Source organism: Cognatishimia maritima (assembly GCF_900129685.1).
Classification (GTDB): Bacteria; Pseudomonadota; Alphaproteobacteria; order Rhodobacterales; family Rhodobacteraceae; genus Cognatishimia; species Cognatishimia maritima.
This window is the reverse complement of record NZ_FQWM01000004.1, coordinates 112,901-128,929: the sequence shown is the minus strand read 5'-3', so window position 1 is coordinate 128,929 and position 16,029 is coordinate 112,901. Positions and strand designations below refer to the sequence as shown.

The 16,029-nt window shown below is 57.2% G+C and carries 18 protein-coding genes and 1 pseudogene; 5 read left to right on the top strand and 14 right to left on the bottom strand.

From position 1 onward, the window contains the following. Positions 1-59 precede the first annotated feature (59 nt). Positions 60-212, bottom strand: a complete 153-nt coding sequence (locus BUA39_RS16825; protein WP_165610520.1) for a hypothetical protein — start codon at positions 210-212, stop codon at positions 60-62. A 107-nt stretch (positions 213-319) separates the two neighbouring features. Between BUA39_RS16825 and BUA39_RS10500 the strand changes: the two genes are divergently transcribed. Further along, the gene (locus tag BUA39_RS10500) at positions 320-1,261 is read left to right on the top strand and encodes a transcriptional regulator GcvA (protein WP_072793166.1); all 942 of its coding nucleotides are present in this window, start codon (positions 320-322) and stop codon (positions 1,259-1,261) included. Between the two features lie 4 nt (positions 1,262-1,265). Continuing rightward, a pseudogene (yddG, locus tag BUA39_RS10495) lies at positions 1,266-2,128 on the top strand (aromatic amino acid exporter YddG). A gap of 61 nt (positions 2,129-2,189) precedes the next feature. Here yddG and BUA39_RS10490 read toward each other — a convergent pair. The 3 genes from BUA39_RS10490 to BUA39_RS10480 all read right to left on the bottom strand — a co-directional run bounded on the left by BUA39_RS10490 (position 2,190) and on the right by BUA39_RS10480 (position 3,522). After that, the gene (locus tag BUA39_RS10490) at positions 2,190-2,354 is read right to left on the bottom strand and encodes a YdcH family protein (protein ID WP_072793165.1); all 165 of its coding nucleotides are present in this window, start codon (positions 2,352-2,354) and stop codon (positions 2,190-2,192) included. A 197-nt stretch (positions 2,355-2,551) separates the two neighbouring features. After that, positions 2,552-3,307 (bottom strand): tRNA1(Val) (adenine(37)-N6)-methyltransferase, encoded by a 756-nt coding sequence (locus BUA39_RS10485; RefSeq protein WP_072793164.1) that lies wholly within the window; start codon positions 3,305-3,307, stop codon positions 2,552-2,554. Beyond that, on the bottom strand, positions 3,304-3,522 hold the full coding sequence (locus tag BUA39_RS10480) for a putative signal transducing protein (protein ID WP_072793163.1): 219 nt from the start codon (positions 3,520-3,522) through the stop codon (positions 3,304-3,306). The genes BUA39_RS10485 and BUA39_RS10480 overlap by 4 nt, the downstream gene beginning before the upstream one ends. Positions 3,523-3,577: 55 nt before the next feature. Between BUA39_RS10480 and BUA39_RS10475 the strand changes: the two genes are divergently transcribed. After that, positions 3,578-4,579, top strand: a complete 1,002-nt coding sequence (locus tag BUA39_RS10475; protein WP_072793162.1) for a polyprenyl synthetase family protein — start codon at positions 3,578-3,580, stop codon at positions 4,577-4,579. A gap of 12 nt (positions 4,580-4,591) precedes the next feature. Here BUA39_RS10475 and BUA39_RS10470 read toward each other — a convergent pair whose 3' ends face one another. From BUA39_RS10470 to BUA39_RS10460, 3 genes are all read right to left on the bottom strand, one after another. After that, complete coding sequence (locus BUA39_RS10470) at positions 4,592-5,431, bottom strand: 4-(cytidine 5'-diphospho)-2-C-methyl-D-erythritol kinase (RefSeq protein ID WP_072793161.1); 840 nt, start codon at positions 5,429-5,431, stop codon at positions 4,592-4,594. After that, positions 5,421-7,130 (bottom strand): tetratricopeptide repeat protein, encoded by a 1,710-nt coding sequence (locus tag BUA39_RS10465; RefSeq protein WP_072793160.1) that lies wholly within the window; start codon positions 7,128-7,130, stop codon positions 5,421-5,423. The genes BUA39_RS10470 and BUA39_RS10465 overlap by 11 nt, the downstream gene beginning before the upstream one ends. A 209-nt stretch (positions 7,131-7,339) precedes the next feature. Further along, entirely contained in the window at positions 7,340-8,992 is a 1,653-nt protein-coding gene (locus BUA39_RS10460; RefSeq protein WP_072793159.1) for an electron transfer flavoprotein-ubiquinone oxidoreductase, read from the bottom strand. A 765-nt stretch (positions 8,993-9,757) separates the two neighbouring features. Between BUA39_RS10460 and greA the strand changes: the two genes are divergently transcribed. Further along, entirely contained in the window at positions 9,758-10,228 is a 471-nt protein-coding gene (gene greA / locus BUA39_RS10455) for a transcription elongation factor GreA (RefSeq protein ID WP_072793158.1), read from the top strand. A gap of 20 nt (positions 10,229-10,248) precedes the next feature. After that, positions 10,249-11,262 (top strand): hypothetical protein, encoded by a 1,014-nt coding sequence (locus tag BUA39_RS10450; RefSeq protein WP_072793157.1) that lies wholly within the window; start codon positions 10,249-10,251, stop codon positions 11,260-11,262. Here BUA39_RS10450 and BUA39_RS10445 read toward each other — a convergent pair. The 7 genes from BUA39_RS10445 to BUA39_RS10415 all read right to left on the bottom strand — a co-directional run bounded on the left by BUA39_RS10445 (position 11,259) and on the right by BUA39_RS10415 (position 16,029). Further along, on the bottom strand, positions 11,259-12,527 hold the full coding sequence (locus tag BUA39_RS10445) for a molybdopterin-binding protein (protein WP_072793156.1): 1,269 nt from the start codon (positions 12,525-12,527) through the stop codon (positions 11,259-11,261). The genes BUA39_RS10450 and BUA39_RS10445 overlap by 4 nt on opposite strands. Next, positions 12,524-13,024, bottom strand: a complete 501-nt coding sequence (gene mobB / locus BUA39_RS10440; protein ID WP_072793155.1) for a molybdopterin-guanine dinucleotide biosynthesis protein B — start codon at positions 13,022-13,024, stop codon at positions 12,524-12,526. The genes BUA39_RS10445 and mobB overlap by 4 nt, the downstream gene beginning before the upstream one ends. After that, positions 13,021-13,638, bottom strand: a complete 618-nt coding sequence (gene mobA, locus BUA39_RS10435; RefSeq protein ID WP_072793154.1) for a molybdenum cofactor guanylyltransferase MobA — start codon at positions 13,636-13,638, stop codon at positions 13,021-13,023. Before mobA ends, mobB begins: the two co-directional genes overlap by 4 nt. After that, on the bottom strand, positions 13,635-14,522 hold the full coding sequence (locus BUA39_RS10430) for a formate dehydrogenase accessory sulfurtransferase FdhD (RefSeq protein ID WP_072793292.1): 888 nt from the start codon (positions 14,520-14,522) through the stop codon (positions 13,635-13,637). The genes mobA and BUA39_RS10430 overlap by 4 nt, the downstream gene beginning before the upstream one ends. 138 nt (positions 14,523-14,660) lie before the next feature. After that, positions 14,661-15,293, bottom strand: a complete 633-nt coding sequence (locus BUA39_RS10425) for a hypothetical protein (RefSeq protein ID WP_242648579.1) — start codon at positions 15,291-15,293, stop codon at positions 14,661-14,663. A 26-nt stretch (positions 15,294-15,319) separates the two neighbouring features. Beyond that, complete coding sequence (locus BUA39_RS10420) at positions 15,320-15,454, bottom strand: aa3-type cytochrome c oxidase subunit IV (RefSeq protein WP_072793152.1); 135 nt, start codon at positions 15,452-15,454, stop codon at positions 15,320-15,322. Between the two features lie 122 nt (positions 15,455-15,576). Beyond that, positions 15,577-16,029 carry a DUF6173 family protein gene (locus BUA39_RS10415; protein WP_072793151.1) on the bottom strand — a complete coding sequence of 151 codons (453 nt, stop codon included), beginning with the start codon at positions 16,027-16,029 and terminating at the stop codon, positions 15,577-15,579.

The following is a 16,029-nucleotide window of genomic DNA, read 5'->3' as shown; positions in this document are numbered from 1 at the left end:
GGGCCGGTCAATTGACCGGCCCTTTCCTTTTTGCCCCGTAAGAAACCGCAGAAAGCGGATCAGCGGGACGGCACCGTAAGAGCGATCCGGCTCAGCGGCACACGTGGGAAAACGCTAAAAACCTTGAACAGACGCCGGAAAGCCATGGCTCTTTCCTCATGCGCCCGGGAATAGGCGCAAGCGACGCGACGGGTTGTGGCAACTTCGATCATTTTGCGCTCCTGCATTTGAAAATCTAACCTGTTGCCAATATGCGCTGCGCAAAGAAAGCTTACAAACGAGACTTTTCAACACTTCGATTTAGTTTTACTTAACTGACATGAGTGATCGCCTGCCCCCTTTGACCGCCCTGCGCGCTTTTGAGGCCGCTGCCCGACATCTGTCCTTTGCAAGGGCGGCGGATGAGTTGAACGTGACGCCTGCCGCGTTGTCGTTTCAGATCAAATCGCTGGAAGATCACCTTGGCCATCCATTGTTTGTCAGGCTCAACCGTGCGGTTCAATTGACGGAGGCTGGCGCCGTTCTGGCGCCCGGGGCGAGCGAAGGCTTTGATGCTCTGAACAATGCATGGCGCGCGGCGCGTCGGTCGGTGCAAACCAATACGCTGATGATTACAGCGGGCCCAGCTTTGACGGCCAAGTGGCTTGCCCCCCGAATTTTTGAGTTCGCGCGCCACCACCCGGATATCGAATTGCGTTTTGCGGCCTCCTTGAAGGACCTCGACTTTGAACGTGATGACGTCGACGTTGCCATTCGTTTTAGTCAACGCGAGTTCCCCGATCTCTACAGCGTTCCGGTGCGCAAAGAATGGCTGACACCGGTGATGACGCCCGAGCATGCCCAGAAATATGACACCCCGGAAAAGCTTCTCAATGCGCCGCTGATCTACGATGATTCCATCGATTTTCTGCGCCCCAAATGCGACTGGGCCGCATGGTTCAAGGCGATGAGGCTTCGGCTTCCAGAAGGCAAACGCGGCATCCATTTTTCGAACGCCGACCATGCAATTGACGCGGCGATTTCTGGCGTCGGGGTCGCCCTGGGGCGCCGTCCGATGATTATCAAAGATGTCATGGAGGAACGGTTGGTGACGCCGTTCAAAGTGGCCATTGAATCGGATGCTCGGTTTCGCTTTCTCTGCCGGAAAGGTGCTGAGACACGTACCGACGTGGCGGCGTTTCGTGATTGGTTCATTGCAGAGATTGAAAAGACCGCGCATTTCTCGGATGACTTCAAAATTGTCCCTGTTTCAGAGCTGTAGGACCGTGACACCAAAAACCGCGACATCCGTTGGCTTTCTTGCCGTGATCCTTTGGTCCTTCTTGGCGCTTTTTACCGTCGGGACGGCCCCAATGCCGCCCTTGCTATTGAATGCCGTTTGCTTTGCCATCGGCGGTACATTGGGGCTGATCTGGACGGCGCGGACAGGTGGTTTTGGCCCCCTGAGGCAGGTGCCCCTCGGCGTTTTTGCTTTCGGGACGATTGGATTGTTCGGCTACCACGCGCTTTACTTTAGCGCGCTGCGGCTTGCGCCTGCGGCGGAGACCGGGCTGATCGCTTATCTTTGGCCACTGTTGATTGTGCTTTTCTCCGGGCTTTTGCCCGGTGAGGTCTTGAAGCGCGCGCATGTGATTGGGGCACTCATTGCCTTCGCAGGCGCAGCCCTGATCATTCAGGGGGGTGGAGGCGGCTTTGATGCAGCCGCACTGCCCGGCTATGGTCTTGCCTTTGGCTGCGCCCTTTCTGGTCCTGCTATTCGGTGATCTCCCGACGGCTGAAAGACGTCCCAACGGCCGCTGTCGCCGTCTTTTGCCTTGCCTCTGCGGTGCTGTCGCTGGGGCTGCATGTGATGCTTGAGGACACGATCTGGCCTACCTCACGTCTTGGCTGGCTTTCAGTTGCGGCGCTTGGCCTTGGGCCGGTGGGATTGGCGTTTTACGTTTGGGACATTGGCGTCAAACAGGGCGACATTCAGCTATTGGGCACGGCCTCTTATGCTGCGCCGCTTTTGTCGACGCTTGTGCTTGTCTTGGCAGGCGCGGCCGAAGCCACATGGGGTCTGGCCATTGCTGCGCTGCTGATTACGTTTGGCGCATTAGTCGCAGCACGCGCCAGCTTTCGGACATAATAAAACCCCGCTTCCGAAGAAACGGGGCCTCTTTGGGTAAATGTTGGTGGGTGAATGTTGACTAAGCAGAAAGTCTCGTGATCTCTTCTTTGATCCGGAGTTTCTGTTTCTTCATTTCAGCAATGTCGAGATCACTTGCTCCTGGGGAGCGTTGCTCCTGTTCGACAAGTTTGGAGAGGCTCTCGTGTTTCCGTTTCAGTTCTTCCAAATGTGAGCTTACGCTCATATGGCATCCTCCTCTCTAGCTAGGGTTAACATCAACAGACCTAGTCCAGCATAAATTCACGCATCTGTCACGCGGCGCATGCATTGTTTTTGTGGTTTTTTACAAAAAGAATACCGAGTCTTTTGAAACTTTATTTCGCAGCAAAGATTTCAACAGCAATATTACGTAGTTAGCTGGCACCTATAGGTTGCGCGAAATTATGCCGGAAACGGCAGCGCAGCCCCATCGCGCAGCACGGATTTCACGCGGTCGGTGTAATTTTCAGCGTCTTTTTCGTGCTGAGCGCCCTGATGCAGCAGGATCGGTGCATGCAGTCGTAACGGGGCCCGCCCAGAATGGCGCGCGCGCACCAGCACAAGATTCGCGTCGCGCTCTGCCCTTGGAATAAAGGGCAAGACCTGAACCGAGCCCAGTGCGGCAGGCATCAGAGACAGAAGATCGCTGAGCCGTTCAGCCCGATGGATGAAGGTCACATAGCCCTTTGGCGCGACACGTTTTGCTGCAACGGAAAGCCAGATAGCCAACGGCGTGTCTTCGCCCATCGCGGTTTCACGGCCTTGGTCTTGGGCCGCATGGCTGGCGCTACGGTCAAAATAGGGCGGGTTCGCGATGACATGATCAAATCGGCGCTGCTTCAGGTCGCTCGGAAGATCATTCAGATCGGCGGTTATGACCTCGAACTGCGCCTTGTTTAGCCCTGCATTTTCGCGCGCAAGGTCAGCATACGCCCGCTGTAGTTCGACTCCGACCAGCGAAAGGCCAGACACTCGTGCGGCGAGGCAGAGTGCCGCAGTGCCGACCCCGGTGCCAAGTTCAAGCACAGTTTGGCCAGATCTCGCCGGAACAGAGGCTGCCAGAAGCACAGGATCAACCCCCGCGCGGTAGCCACGCAAAGGCTGCCTGATGCGTACCTTGCCGCCAAGATATTCATTTTCAGTGATTTTTTCGCTCACGGTCGACCCAGCGGGATATCATTGTCGCGCATAACGCGTTCTGCCTGCGTCAAGACATCTGAATGTACCAGAATGCGACGCGGAAAGATGCCTATGCCACCTTCCAGAACGCTCATATTTACGTCCATTTCAAAGCAGTCTATACCCTCCCCTCGAAGGAGCGCCATGGCAAAGGCAATGATCGTCGGGTCGGTGGTGCGCAAGAGTTCCTTCATATCTGGGATGTAAGGGCAAGGCCTGCCAAATGTCGAGCCTTGTGACGGGAGTGTGATGGGTCTGGACCACGCAGCAACAAAACCGCATGAGGCGTTAAGCGCCCTACTGGCCGATGAAATGCAGGCCGTGAATGCGCTGATCACCGAACGCATGGCCAGCAAACACGCGCCACGCATCCCCGAAGTAACCGCGCATTTGGTTGGCGCTGGTGGCAAACGGTTGCGGCCCATGCTGACATTGGCGGCGGCGAAACTCTGTGGCTATGACGGGCCATACCACCTGCATCTTGCCGCGACGGTAGAATTCATCCACACGGCCACGCTTTTGCATGACGATGTCGTCGACGAAAGCGCACAGCGCCGGGGTCGTCCGACAGCCAACCTGCTGTGGGACAACAAAAGCTCTGTTCTGGTTGGCGATTACCTGTTTTCGCGGTCGTTCCAGTTGATGGTGGAAACCGGATCCTTGCGCGTTCTGGATATCCTGGCCAATGCCTCGGCCACAATTGCCGAAGGTGAAGTGCTGCAGTTGACCGCTGCGCAGGATCTGAAAACCGACGAATCGATCTACTTGCAAGTTGTGCGTGGGAAAACCGCCGCGCTGTTTTCAGCAGCGACCGAGGTTGGCGGCGTGATTGCCAAAGCGGATGAAGCCCATGTCAAAGCGCTGTTTGACTACGGCGATGCTTTGGGGATTTCCTTCCAGATCGTTGATGACCTGCTGGACTACCAAGGTGATGCCAAGGCGACCGGCAAAAATGTCGGGGATGATTTTCGCGAACGCAAGCTGACATTGCCTGTGATCAAGGCGGTTGCCAAAGCTGACGGCGAAGAACGCGCGTTCTGGCAGCGGACCATTGAAAAAGGCAAACAAGTCGACGGCGATTTGGACCATGCATTGGACCTGCTGAACCGTCACGGCGCGTTGGAAGAGACACGCGATGACGCTGTTGCTTGGGCGGAAAAGGCCAAAGCGGCACTGGCACCGCTGCCCGATCACGAAATCAAAACGCTGTTGATTGATCTGGCCGATTACGTGGTAGCGCGCGTGAACTAACCCAACTCTGGCCTAGCTTAGAAGCGACCCCTCTGCGACCCACCACTCTGGATGCGCGGCCTGCAGCGCCTTTTGGGCGTTTTTTGCCGCCCGCCCGTCCGGAGGGAAAAGCGCAAAACACGTTGCCCCTGATCCTGACATTCTTGAAAACAACGTATCTGTGGCCTGCAAAGCGACCAACACATCGGTGATGGCGGGCTGCAGCACCTCTGCCGTGGTCTGCATATCATTTCGCTGCGTGCCAAGCCATTCCGCGAAATCCTGAACGTTGGCCCAAGCCGGTAGCTTGGCAGGCATTGGGGGATTGTTCCGTTCTTGCAAAGACTTAAAGATGGCAGGTGTTGAGACCTCGACCCGAGGGTTCACCAAGACGATATCGCAGGCAGGCAGTGCAGGCACCTTTGACAGCAGCTCACCAATGCCGGACATGCGTTGCGCACAGGGCGTCATGCAAACCGGCATATCTGCGCCCAATGCCAAGACATCTTTGGGCATAGCCACATCCCAAAGGTCAGACAGCAATCGCAACGTTGCCGCCGCGTCGCTGGAACCGCCGCCGATGCCCGAGGCTGGCGGCAAGTGTTTCTCAAGCGTGAGGGCGGCACCATGGTCTGGCAAGAGCAGCTTCGCAGCGCGCAGCATCAAGTTGCTGTCGTCCGTTGGGATGCCACCTGCAAAAGGACCGGTGACGTTTAATGTCAACTCATCAGCGGGGGCGGCCGAAATCCGGTCGCCGATGTCGGCAAAGACAACCAGCGAATCCAACAGATGATAACCATCGTCTCGCTGCCCTGTGATGTGCAGGGTCAGGTTGATCTTGGCCGGCGCAAGCGCCGAAAGCTCATTGCTCATTGGCGACTTGGATCGCGGGTGCGCCCTCTTCTGCCAGCACAACATCTAACCCACGCTCCAGTTTGGCGCGGATTCGCTCTGGGTTGGCCTCTTCGGACGTTTCATCAGTGATGAAACTCAGCGCACGACGCCATTGAAACCGCGCCTCGGTTTCCCGACCAACAGCCCAGTAAACGTCGCCGAGATGGTCGTTGACCACCGGGTCAACGGGCATCAGTTCCGTCGCACGTTCCATATGGGTCACCGCATCGTCAAAACGACCCAGTCGGTACAGAACCCAACCAAGGCTATCCACGATATAGCCGCTGTTCGGGCGTGCCTCGACAGCGCGTTCAATCATGCCAAGCGCCTCATCCAGTTTGATGCGCTTTTCGACCAATGAATACCCCAGATAATTCAGCACCTGCGGTTGGTCGGGGTTCAGGTCAAGCGCCTGACGGAAATCAGCCTCTGCGTTGTCCCATTCGTCCAGACGTTCATGGCAAATGCCGCGCGCGTAATATGAAAACCACTGGCTTTGATCAGGCGTATCAAACAGGGCAAGCGCCTTGTCATAGGCGCTGGCAGCTTCTTTGTAACGCTCTTGCTGGCGCAGAATGTCACCCAAAGATGTGTGCACAATTGGCAGATCGCCATGGGTGCGCGAAAGTTGCGTCAGAACCTCCACTGCGGCTTCGACCTTGCCGCCTGCGCGCAAGGCTTCGGCGCGGCCCATCTCTGCGGCATGGAAGCTGTGATGCCCTGCTGGGACCGAACGATAGACCTCGGTTGCAAGATCGTATTGCTCAACCTGCTCAAGCAGTTCGGCTGTCAAAAGCAACGCGTCGATGTGATCAGGCTGCAGGTACTGGGCTGTGCGTGTGTAGAGCAGCGTGTAATCAGGCGACGCCTCGTCTTGCAGGGCATTTGCAATGCTGTAGAGCACCTCGGCCATGCCATCACGCGGAGAGGACACCAACGCAAATGGAACGGTATCGCCTGCCTCTAGCAACTGACGCATCGCGCGCAGCTCTGGGTCCAAATCCCGCCCAAAAAGCGTGTCGAGCACGGTGATGGCGTCCTCGTTCCGCTCTAGCTGGCTGAGAATTTGAATATGCGCGATGACCGCGCGGCGCGAGAGCTGAACGGTATTCGCTGTCTCACCGCCAAAGATATTTTCTGCCCCTTCAAAATCGCCAACAGAGGCCAAGGCCAGCGCCTTGTGATAAAGCGCAAAACCCTGCAGCCCGCGTTCTACGGCGACCGCGTCAAACGCTGCGGTGGCCTTTGAAACGCTGCCATTCCCAAGGTGCGCCCAAGCCTGCATCAAGCCATCGACCAACGGACCAATGCCGAGGTCGGCCTCTAGCCGTTCAATCAACCCCGCGTAATTGCCATCGTCAATCAAAGCGGCGATCAGGACCATATTCCCGATCTGGCTATTCACCTCTTGCTGATCCAAGAGGCGCGCAGGCGCTATGGCCTTGTCAATTTGACCCAACGCCATGTTTGACAGCACAAGGTTTTCCAGCAGGAAAGCCTCCCCCGGATTGCGCGCAAGAAGCTGCGTGTAATACTTGGCTGCCGTGGCGTAGTCGCTGGAAAATGTCGCCGACCGCGCCGCCAGATAGGCGCCGGCATGTGTCTCGGCCTGCAGGGGCAATGCGCCCGCGCCAATCAAGAAGGTGGTCGCCAGCAGTCGCAGAGTTTTTCCGGTCACAGGGGCATTCCTTTCATCGCGTTGATCAGAGACTAAACGCCGGATTCCTGAGAGGCAATGACGCTTGGCAATAATGCACATGTAACGCGATGCGCCGCCCATTCCCGCATAAACTTTCTGCGAGGGCGGCGTTGGTGCGGGATTTCTTCACCTAGTCACTGGAATCAAAAACGCCCGCCAAGGGCGAGCGTTTGAGATCAGTCAGAGATTTACATGTTCGGGTAATTCGGCCCGTCGCCACCCTGCGGCGTGACCCAGGTGATGTTTTGCGCCGGGTCTTTGATGTCGCAGGTTTTGCAGTGCACGCAGTTCTGGAAGTTCACCACGAACTCTTGCTTGCCATCTTTTTCGACCACCTCATAGACACCTGCCGGGCAATAGCGCTGCGCAGGCTCATCAAACATGGGCAGGTTGTCGCTGATTGGCACCATCGGGTCCTTCAGACGCAGGTGGCACGGCTGGCTTTCTTCGTGGTTGGTCATCGCAAAGCTGACGTTGGTCAGGCGATCAAAGGACAGCGTGCCATCGGGCTTTGGATAGTCAATCGGCTTATGCGCAGAGGCTGGCTCGGTCGCTGCCGCATCGTTTTTGCCATGGCTGAGCGTCCCGAAAAGTGAGATGCCCTTGGTCACGGTTTGGAACCACATGTCAAAGCCGCCCAATACCAGCGAGGCCACCATGCCGAATTTGGACCACAGCGGTTTAACGTTGCGCACCTTCTTCAGGTCTTGGCCAATCGCGCCAGTGCGCACGTCGACCTCGTAATCATGCAGTTCGTCGCCGGAGCGGCCCGCGGCAATCGCCTTGTGCGCGGCTTCCGCAGCGGCAATACCAGAGAGCATCGCATTATGGTTGCCCTTGATGCGTGGCACGTTGACCATGCCCACGGAACAGCCCAACAGCGCGACGCCCGATGCCACCATTTTCGGCATCGACTGGTAGCCACCTTCAGAAATCGCCCGCGCGCCGTAAGCCACGCGTTTGCCGCCTTTCAGCAGGTCAGCGACCATCGGATGGTGCTTAAAGCGCTGGAATTCCATGTAAGGGAAGAGGTGCGGGTTCTTGTAGTTCAGGTGCACCACGAAACCGACATAGACCTGATTGTTGTCCAGATGATAGATGAAAGATCCGCCGCCCGCGTTGGAGCCCAAAGGCCAGCCCATTGTGTGGGTCACAGTGCCTTCTTTGTGCTTGGCCGGGTCGATCTCCCAGATCTCTTTCATGCCGATGCCGAATTTCTGCGGCTCTTTACCGTCCTGCAGGCCGTATTTTTCGATCACCTCTTTGGACAGGGAGCCACGCACACCTTCAGAAAGGAACACATACTTGCCGTGCAGTTCCATGCCCGGCTCGGTGTTCGGACCGTAGGAGCCATCCGCCTCTAGCCCGAAGACGCCAGCGACGACGCCTTTGACTTCGCCGTTTTCGCCATAGACCAGTTCAGAGCACGCCATGCCGGGGAAGATTTCAACACCCAGCTCTTCGGCCTGTTCTGCCATCCAGCGGCAGACGTTGCCCATCGAGACGATGTAGTTGCCGTGGTTGTTCATCAGCGGCGGCATCGGGAAGTTTGGAATGCGGATTTTGCCTGCTGGGCCAAGCGCAAAGAAGTTGTCTTCTTTGACAGGCACGTTCAGCGGCGCGCCTTTTTCTTTCCAATCCGGGATCAGCGCATCCAGCCCCGATGGATCAAGCACTGCGCCAGACAGAATATGTGCGCCAACCTCAGAGCCTTTTTCCAGCACAACAACGTTCAGATCAGCATCCAGCTGCTTCAGTCGAATGGCCGCGGAGAGGCCAGCAGGCCCTGCGCCGACGATAACGACGTCATATTCCATTGCTTCGCGTTCGATCTCGGCCATTGTGGCTTCCTTCCTTCGGGTGGCTCGTCCGGTGGCGACCGGGTAAATTTGTTTCGCGATTGCTATCCCGTTCTTTCCAGAACCGTCAATGCGTTCGCGACGCAAAATTCAGGGGAAACGCCACGTTATCGCGCTGAATGCAAATTTGTCGCTTTTTTATGCACGGGTTGGGGGGAGTTTGGTTGCCAACATGCGAGCATTATGAAAACGCTCCGTGATCGATCTGGGCATGGTCCTGCACTCATGCTATCATAACTTTGCCAACTTTTTGGGAGTGTTGCGTTGTCCAAGTACCCACCGCAGAGTTGTAGAAATTGCGGCTATGCAACATGGCGTTGGTCGTCACGAAAATATTCTGATGGCTACCACAGAATAATCGTCCAAACGAAAGCCCGCTGCCGCGCGGGAACCCAGAATTCACCGAAAGCTGGAGAACTTACCCTGATTGATGCACGCGAACCTTTTACGGACTGCATAGCTTGGCGCTTCCATGACGATATGAAAAAAGCTCCTCGCTAAGGCCCAATAATGGTCTTCTTTGCGATGCAAATGCGTGGAAAACTGACATTGGCACCAGTCACTTAAACGGCAGCAAATTCCGCAATGAAGACATAGGTTCCGCTCTACCATCTACCCCACCCGCGCTTCCTTGCCGACCTTTCAGCTTTTCCTTGCATTCACATTCCCGTTTAGGTCAGGTAGTTCAGTTGCGAACGACTGGGGCGTCCGGCCCCGCAGGACAAAAGAAATTTGGGGAAGAATTAAATGGATAAACTCCCAATGACTCGCGTGGGGTTCACCGCGCTTGAGGCAGAGTTGAAGGTTTTGAAATCGCAGGAGCGGCCCGCGATCATCCAGGCGATCGCCGAGGCGCGCGAGTTGGGCGATCTGAAAGAAAACGCCGAATATCATTCCGCGCGTGAAAAACAGGGCTTTATCGAAGGCCGCATCAAAGAGCTGGAAGGCATCCTCTCTTTGGCCGACGTCATTGACCCGCGCAGCCTGTCGGGCACCATAAAGTTCGGTGCAACCGTGACTGTCGCGGATGAGGACACGGACGAGGAAAAGACATGGCAAATCGTTGGTGAATATGAAGCCAATGTTGAAAAAGGGCTTCTCAATATCAAATCCCCCATCGCCAAAGCCTTGATCGGCAAGGAAGAAGGCGACAGTGTAGAAGTCAGGACGCCCGGCGGTATCAAGAGTTATGAGATCGTCGAGATTGCCTACGTTTGATCCTTTGATTGCAGGTCGTGATGGCTGACGAGAACGAAAGCAAACCAACGCCCATTGGCCTATATGATCGTCCGCGTTCCAAGGATGTGACGGCTATTGATACGGTTGCGGTTGCGCTAAGTATCCTGTGGCTCCTGGGCACCGTTGTTTTTTTTCTGGTGCTGAAACCCGGCTCTAGCGGGATAGACGGCGTGCAGTTCATCGTCACGCTGGTCGCGATTTTCATGCCGGTTGCACTGATTTGGATCGCGGCAATGGTGGCGCGCTCGAGCCGCATCATGCGCGAGGAAGGCCGGCGCATAAACGCAGCTGTAGAAGGGTTGCGCCAAAGCTATCTGGCGCAGGCACAAACAACTGGGCACGCGGGGATAGAGCCGTCGATTGCCAAGAAACTGGATGAAATTGCCGCGGCACAACGCAAAACCGAAACGGCGATTGCGATGTTTTCGACAACGCGCGAAACGGCTGCCGCGCGCCCCGTGGTGGAACAAGTCGAACCAACCCATGATGCCGAAGATCAGGGGCTGCTGGCGCTTGGCACGCAGGCCGTAGAACTTGACCCACCGCTTAGCAATGCGGACCTGATCCGCGCCATGCACTTCCCCGAAACGGCAGAGGACCAAGAGGGGTTTAGGGCTCTGCGCAAAGCGCTGAAGAATCGCAAGGCGAGCCAACTTATTCAAGCGGCACAGGATGTTCTGACCCTGCTCAGTCAGGATGGCATCTATATGGACGACCTAAAGCCCGACCTCGCGCGGCCGGAAATCTGGCGGCGTTTCGCCGCCGGTGTGCGTGGACGCGAGATTGCAGCTTTGGGGGGTGTGCGGGACCGCTCTTCTTTGGCGCTATCTGCAGGCCGTATGAAGCAAGATCCGATTTTCCGCGACGCAGCGCATCACTTTTTGCGGCTTTTTGACAAGTCTTTTGTCGAGTTTGAGAAAGAGGCGACAGACTCTGAAATCTCGGCCCTATCTGAAACCCGCACCTCACGCGCCTTTATGTTGCTGGGGCGGGTTGCTGGGATTTTCGACTAAAGCCCAAAGTCGCGATAACTGAAATAGCGCACCGGCGTGCCGGGCGTGATCTCCATCGCTTCATCCGGCAATTCCACCAGACCGTCGGCCCAACTCAGGCCCGAAATCCGGCCAGAGCCTTCGGAGGCAAAGACTTCGACCCCTTCGTCAACACGCCGCGCGCGCAGATATTCGCGGCGGCCTGCCTTTTTGCGCTTGGTGAATAGGGCTGGCAACATGACGCCTTTGGGCACCTGCCAACCTTCGCCCGCCAAGATCGACATGGCCGGAAGCGCAAAGATCAAAGCACAGACACAGGCCGCGACCGGGTTGCCCGGCAGGCCAAAGACGGGCGTGCCCTCCCACAGGCCAAGCGCCAATGGGCGGCCGGGTTTGATCGCCATGCGCCATAGCGCCATGACACCGGCATCTTGCAAGAGTGCGGACATGTGGTCCTCATCCCCCGCAGACGCCCCACCGCTGCTCAAAATGACATCAGCCGAGGCGGCCGCATTGTTCAAAGCGGCGCGCAGGGTGTCGCGGTCATCTGCGATGCGGCCAATGTCAACGACCTCATATCCCAGACGGCGTGCCATCGACAAAAGCATAGGGCGGTTGGCGTCGTAAATCTGATCCGGCGCGGCGCTGTCCCCGGCTTCGATCAACTCATCCCCGGTCGAAAGCACCGCGACGCGAAGCGTGCGATAGGCCTCAATGTCACGCGCGCCAGAGGCAGCCAGCAGCGCCATATCCTGCGCCCGCACCCGGTGACCTGCGGGGAGAATTTCGTCCCCGGCGTTGAAGTCTTCGCCCGCCTTGCGCGCGTTGGCACCGGGTTTCAGAGGGCCTTGAAAAGCGATCTCTCCATCGCCGAGTGTGACGTCCTCTTGCAAGACGACAGTATCGGTTCCGGCTGGCATGCTGGCCCCGGTTAAGATGCGCAAAGCGTGACCCTGCGGGACTTTGCCTTGGAACGCGGACCCTGCCGCAGACCGCCCTTGTTGCAAAGGCACGTAATGAACACCCTCGCCAAAGGCGGCCCCATTCAGGGCGTAGCCATCGACCGCACTGTTGGGGGTTGGCGGGTTGGATCGCTGGGCCAGAACAGGCGCTGCGAGAACCCGCCCCATGGCATCTGCGACCAGCACTGTCTCTTGTCCAACGGCAACACCAAGGCGGTCGCGCAGCAGCGCCTGCGCTTCATCGACGGGCGTCCAATGCACGCCGGGTGGGAGGGCAAAGCAATCGTTTTTCAATGGTGGAGGCGTCAGCTTGTCTTTGGTCATCTGCCGCCTCCTGTCAGCCCGACATGTTCTATGATGAAATCCGCGATCTGCTGGACATTATCCAAATCCAACTGCGGCACCGCAATGTCGATTTGCGTCTGAGTGGCGACCGCCACGATGGTTTGATTGCCTGCCGAGATCAGTGGCTGCTTTCCCCCGTCACGATGACATTCAATCTTGGGATGAGGTTCAGTTTTGAAGCCCTCGACCAGCAGCAGGTCAACCGGTGCCATACGTGCGATCAGGTCTGGCAACGATGCCCGGGTAATAAGCTCTTTCATAATTGCGTAACGCTGATCCGAGGCCAGCATGACCTCCTGCGCGCCCGCTTCTCGATGCTTGAAACTGTCGGTGCCGGGCGAATCCAGATCGACATTGTGATGGGTGCGTTTGATGGTCGACACCGTATAGCCGCGCCCAGAAATCTCACGCAGCAGCTTTGTCACAAGCGTGGTCTTGCCGCTGTTTTTCCAACCGGTGATCCCAAAGACTTTCATGTTGCACCTTCTGCGAGCTGCCTCGCGACGGTCAGGTCTTCGGGGGTGTTGACGTTGAAAAACGGATCGCCGTCGGTGAGGTCAAACACGGCCTCACCGGCATGGTGCCGATCCGTCCAAAGGACCACTTTGCGCAACCCGTCTTCAAGCGCTGTACGCAGGTCATGGCGCAGGGCCACCGGCCATAGCCCAAAGGTCGGCTGACGCCAGCGTTTGCCATCGGTCTCTTGTGTGGCTGCTAGCGCCAAGGGGATGTCCTTGTCTGCGGCCGCAATTAGCCGCGCAACGAGGTTATGGGGAAAAAAAGGCGTGTCGGCGGCGGCGGTGACAATCGCCTCTGCCCCCTGTGAGTGCGCCCAATCCAACCCCGCCAGAACGCCTGCAAGGGGTCCCGGAAAACCCGCGATGCTATCCGGCAAGACCAGCAGGCCAAAGGATTGAAAACGTGCGCCATCGCCATTCGCGTTCAGCGCCATGGCGGACACCTGCGGTGCAAGGCGGTCGATCACATGCTGCAAAATGGGCTTGTCGCCAAGCGTCAGCATGCCCTTGTCGCCACCGCCCATGCGGCGGGACTGACCACCAGCCAGAATGACGCCAAGCGGAGCGCTCATCCCCTCGCCCCTTTGCGCGCAGATTTGGCCGGTTCATCGGCGACTTGCGCCGGGTTGGCATCGCGGATCAGGCGTTCTGCCCCGGCCAGGCATACGAAACGACGGCCTTTCATGCGGCCCACCAAGGTCAGGCCAACCTGCTGCGCAATCTCGACACCCCATGCGGTAAAGCCAGAGCGGCTGACCAAAGCAGGAATGCCCATCAAGGCGCATTTGATCACCATTTCAGAGGTCAGACGGCCAGTGGTATACAGCACTTTGTCAGCCCCAGAGGTGCCGGTTTTGAACATCCAGCCCGCGACCTTATCGACCGCGTTGTGTCGCCCGACATCTTCCATGTAGACAAGCGGATGGTCGCCTTGGCAAAGGACGGTTCCGTGGATGGCACCAGCCTGCAAATAGAGCGAGGGCGTGCGGTTGATCTTGGCCGAAAGCGCATAAAGGTCCGATGTGCGCACTTGCAGTTCAGGCAAGGTCAGGCCCGCCAGCCCCTCCATCATGTCGCCAAAAACGGTGCCAACCGCGCAGCCGCTGGTGCGCGTTTTGCGGTTCAGCTTGTCTTCGTAATCCGTCTCAGTCGCGGTGCGCACCACGACGGTTTCCAACTCTTCATCGAAATCGACGCCGGTCACCTGTTCGTCGTCCTGCAACATGCCCTGATTGCGCAGAAACCCAAGCGCCAGAAGGTCCGGGTAATCGCCGATGGTCATCGCCGTCACGATCTCTCGCCGATTGAGGAAAATCGTCAACGGGCGCTCTTCGACGACAGCCGTTTCGGTGATCTGCCCATCATGGTCCACCCCGGTGACAGCGCGCGTCAGCCCGGCGCGATCAGGATCAGGCGCGATCAGATAGTCGATTTCTGTCAATTGTGCCAAGGATATACCTCTGTTTGGCCAGCAAAGTCGCGATTTGGGCGATCCTACTGCGAAATCTGACAGAGGGGTATCACGATTTGCTGCGGCAATGGTGACGAAAACGACATGGCCCGTAGAAATCAAGGTTCGCCAAAGGCGTGTCGATCAGCCCGTACCGCGTTCATACTCTGGCACAAAGGCGCGCAAGACACGGGATTTATCGTCGTCGTCGTATTCATAAAGCCGGTCGTAGGTGGCTCCTTTGGCGGCAAAGGTATCCATCAACTTTTTAGGGTAGTAGGACGGTTTCACGTCCTCAAAACCCGGCAGTTTCGCAAGCAACTGCGATGTCGACATTGCGCAATGCGATTGCATGACGGCTGGGTGATTGATCACCATCTGCAACGCTTGTTCCGCGACTTCGGGAGAGACTTCGAGGGTCTGAATGACAACGTGGTATGTCTCGCGCGCATGGAACCGGGTGTATTGGTCGACCATATAGGGGGTCATGCCAAATACAGTGTCATTCCGCGAAACGATATTTTCGTGCCGAAAGCTGCCAGCCGGGTCAAAGGCCACGCGTTGGCTGCCATTCACAAGGATCGAGGTATGCGCGCCCGACCCGCTGCGGTTGGACAGCATGGTATAAAGCGTGATGCTTGGCGGGCCATCGTGCTGATAGGCCGCGCGCGCCACTTCGTCCAGCGACGCGCCACCGCTGTTGGGCACGGAACAGGCCGTTAAACTTGCGGCCACTGCGGCCACAACAACGGCCCGAAAAACTTGGAAAACACCCACGCGCATATCCGCCCTTGCGGTTCAGATCAGCTGTTGAACAGCGCGAGGAAAATCAGGATCGCGATTGAGGCCGCTGCAACATAGGTGGATGCCTTGATGAAGCCTTCAAAAGTTTTTTCCTGAACGTCAGTGTTCATTGTGCCGTGTTCGTGTTCCGCCATCGGACTGGTCCTTCTAACTGGTTTGTCTGCTGAATACTGGAAAAGAAACGCCCTGTCACCCGCGCAATCGGCCCATTCCCGCGACATTCTGCCAAATTTATAAGGGTCGTGCTGGCGGAGTGTCAGCCGTGCTCCTCAAGGTCGCGCACGAGGCGGAATCCGATTCTTTGCGGCTCTTCCGTTTCGATTTTCTTGGGCAAGGCGCGCAGCATCACGTTCAACTGGCTCACGTGCTGAACCAGCTGCGTTTTGATGCCTTGGGCATCGGTGCCTTGGAATGTCACCATGTCCGGATCAAAAAAGCCCATCCCTTCAATCCGCAAGACGCCAGCGCCGCCGCTGGTGAACCCCATCGCGATCTCATGTTCATTATCCAGCTGCTGTTCGAAGTTCTGGATATAGAGAATCAGACGCTCATAGGCCCATTCGGCGGGGCTTTTCTTTTGCACCGGTTTCTTGGCCACGGCGGCAGGAAGGTCTTTCTTTTCGCAGCCTTCCTTGGCATCCACTTCGTATCGGCGCGGCAACGCTGCGGCCTCTTCGATCTCTGCAGAGGTCTTGATGTCGTCATCCAT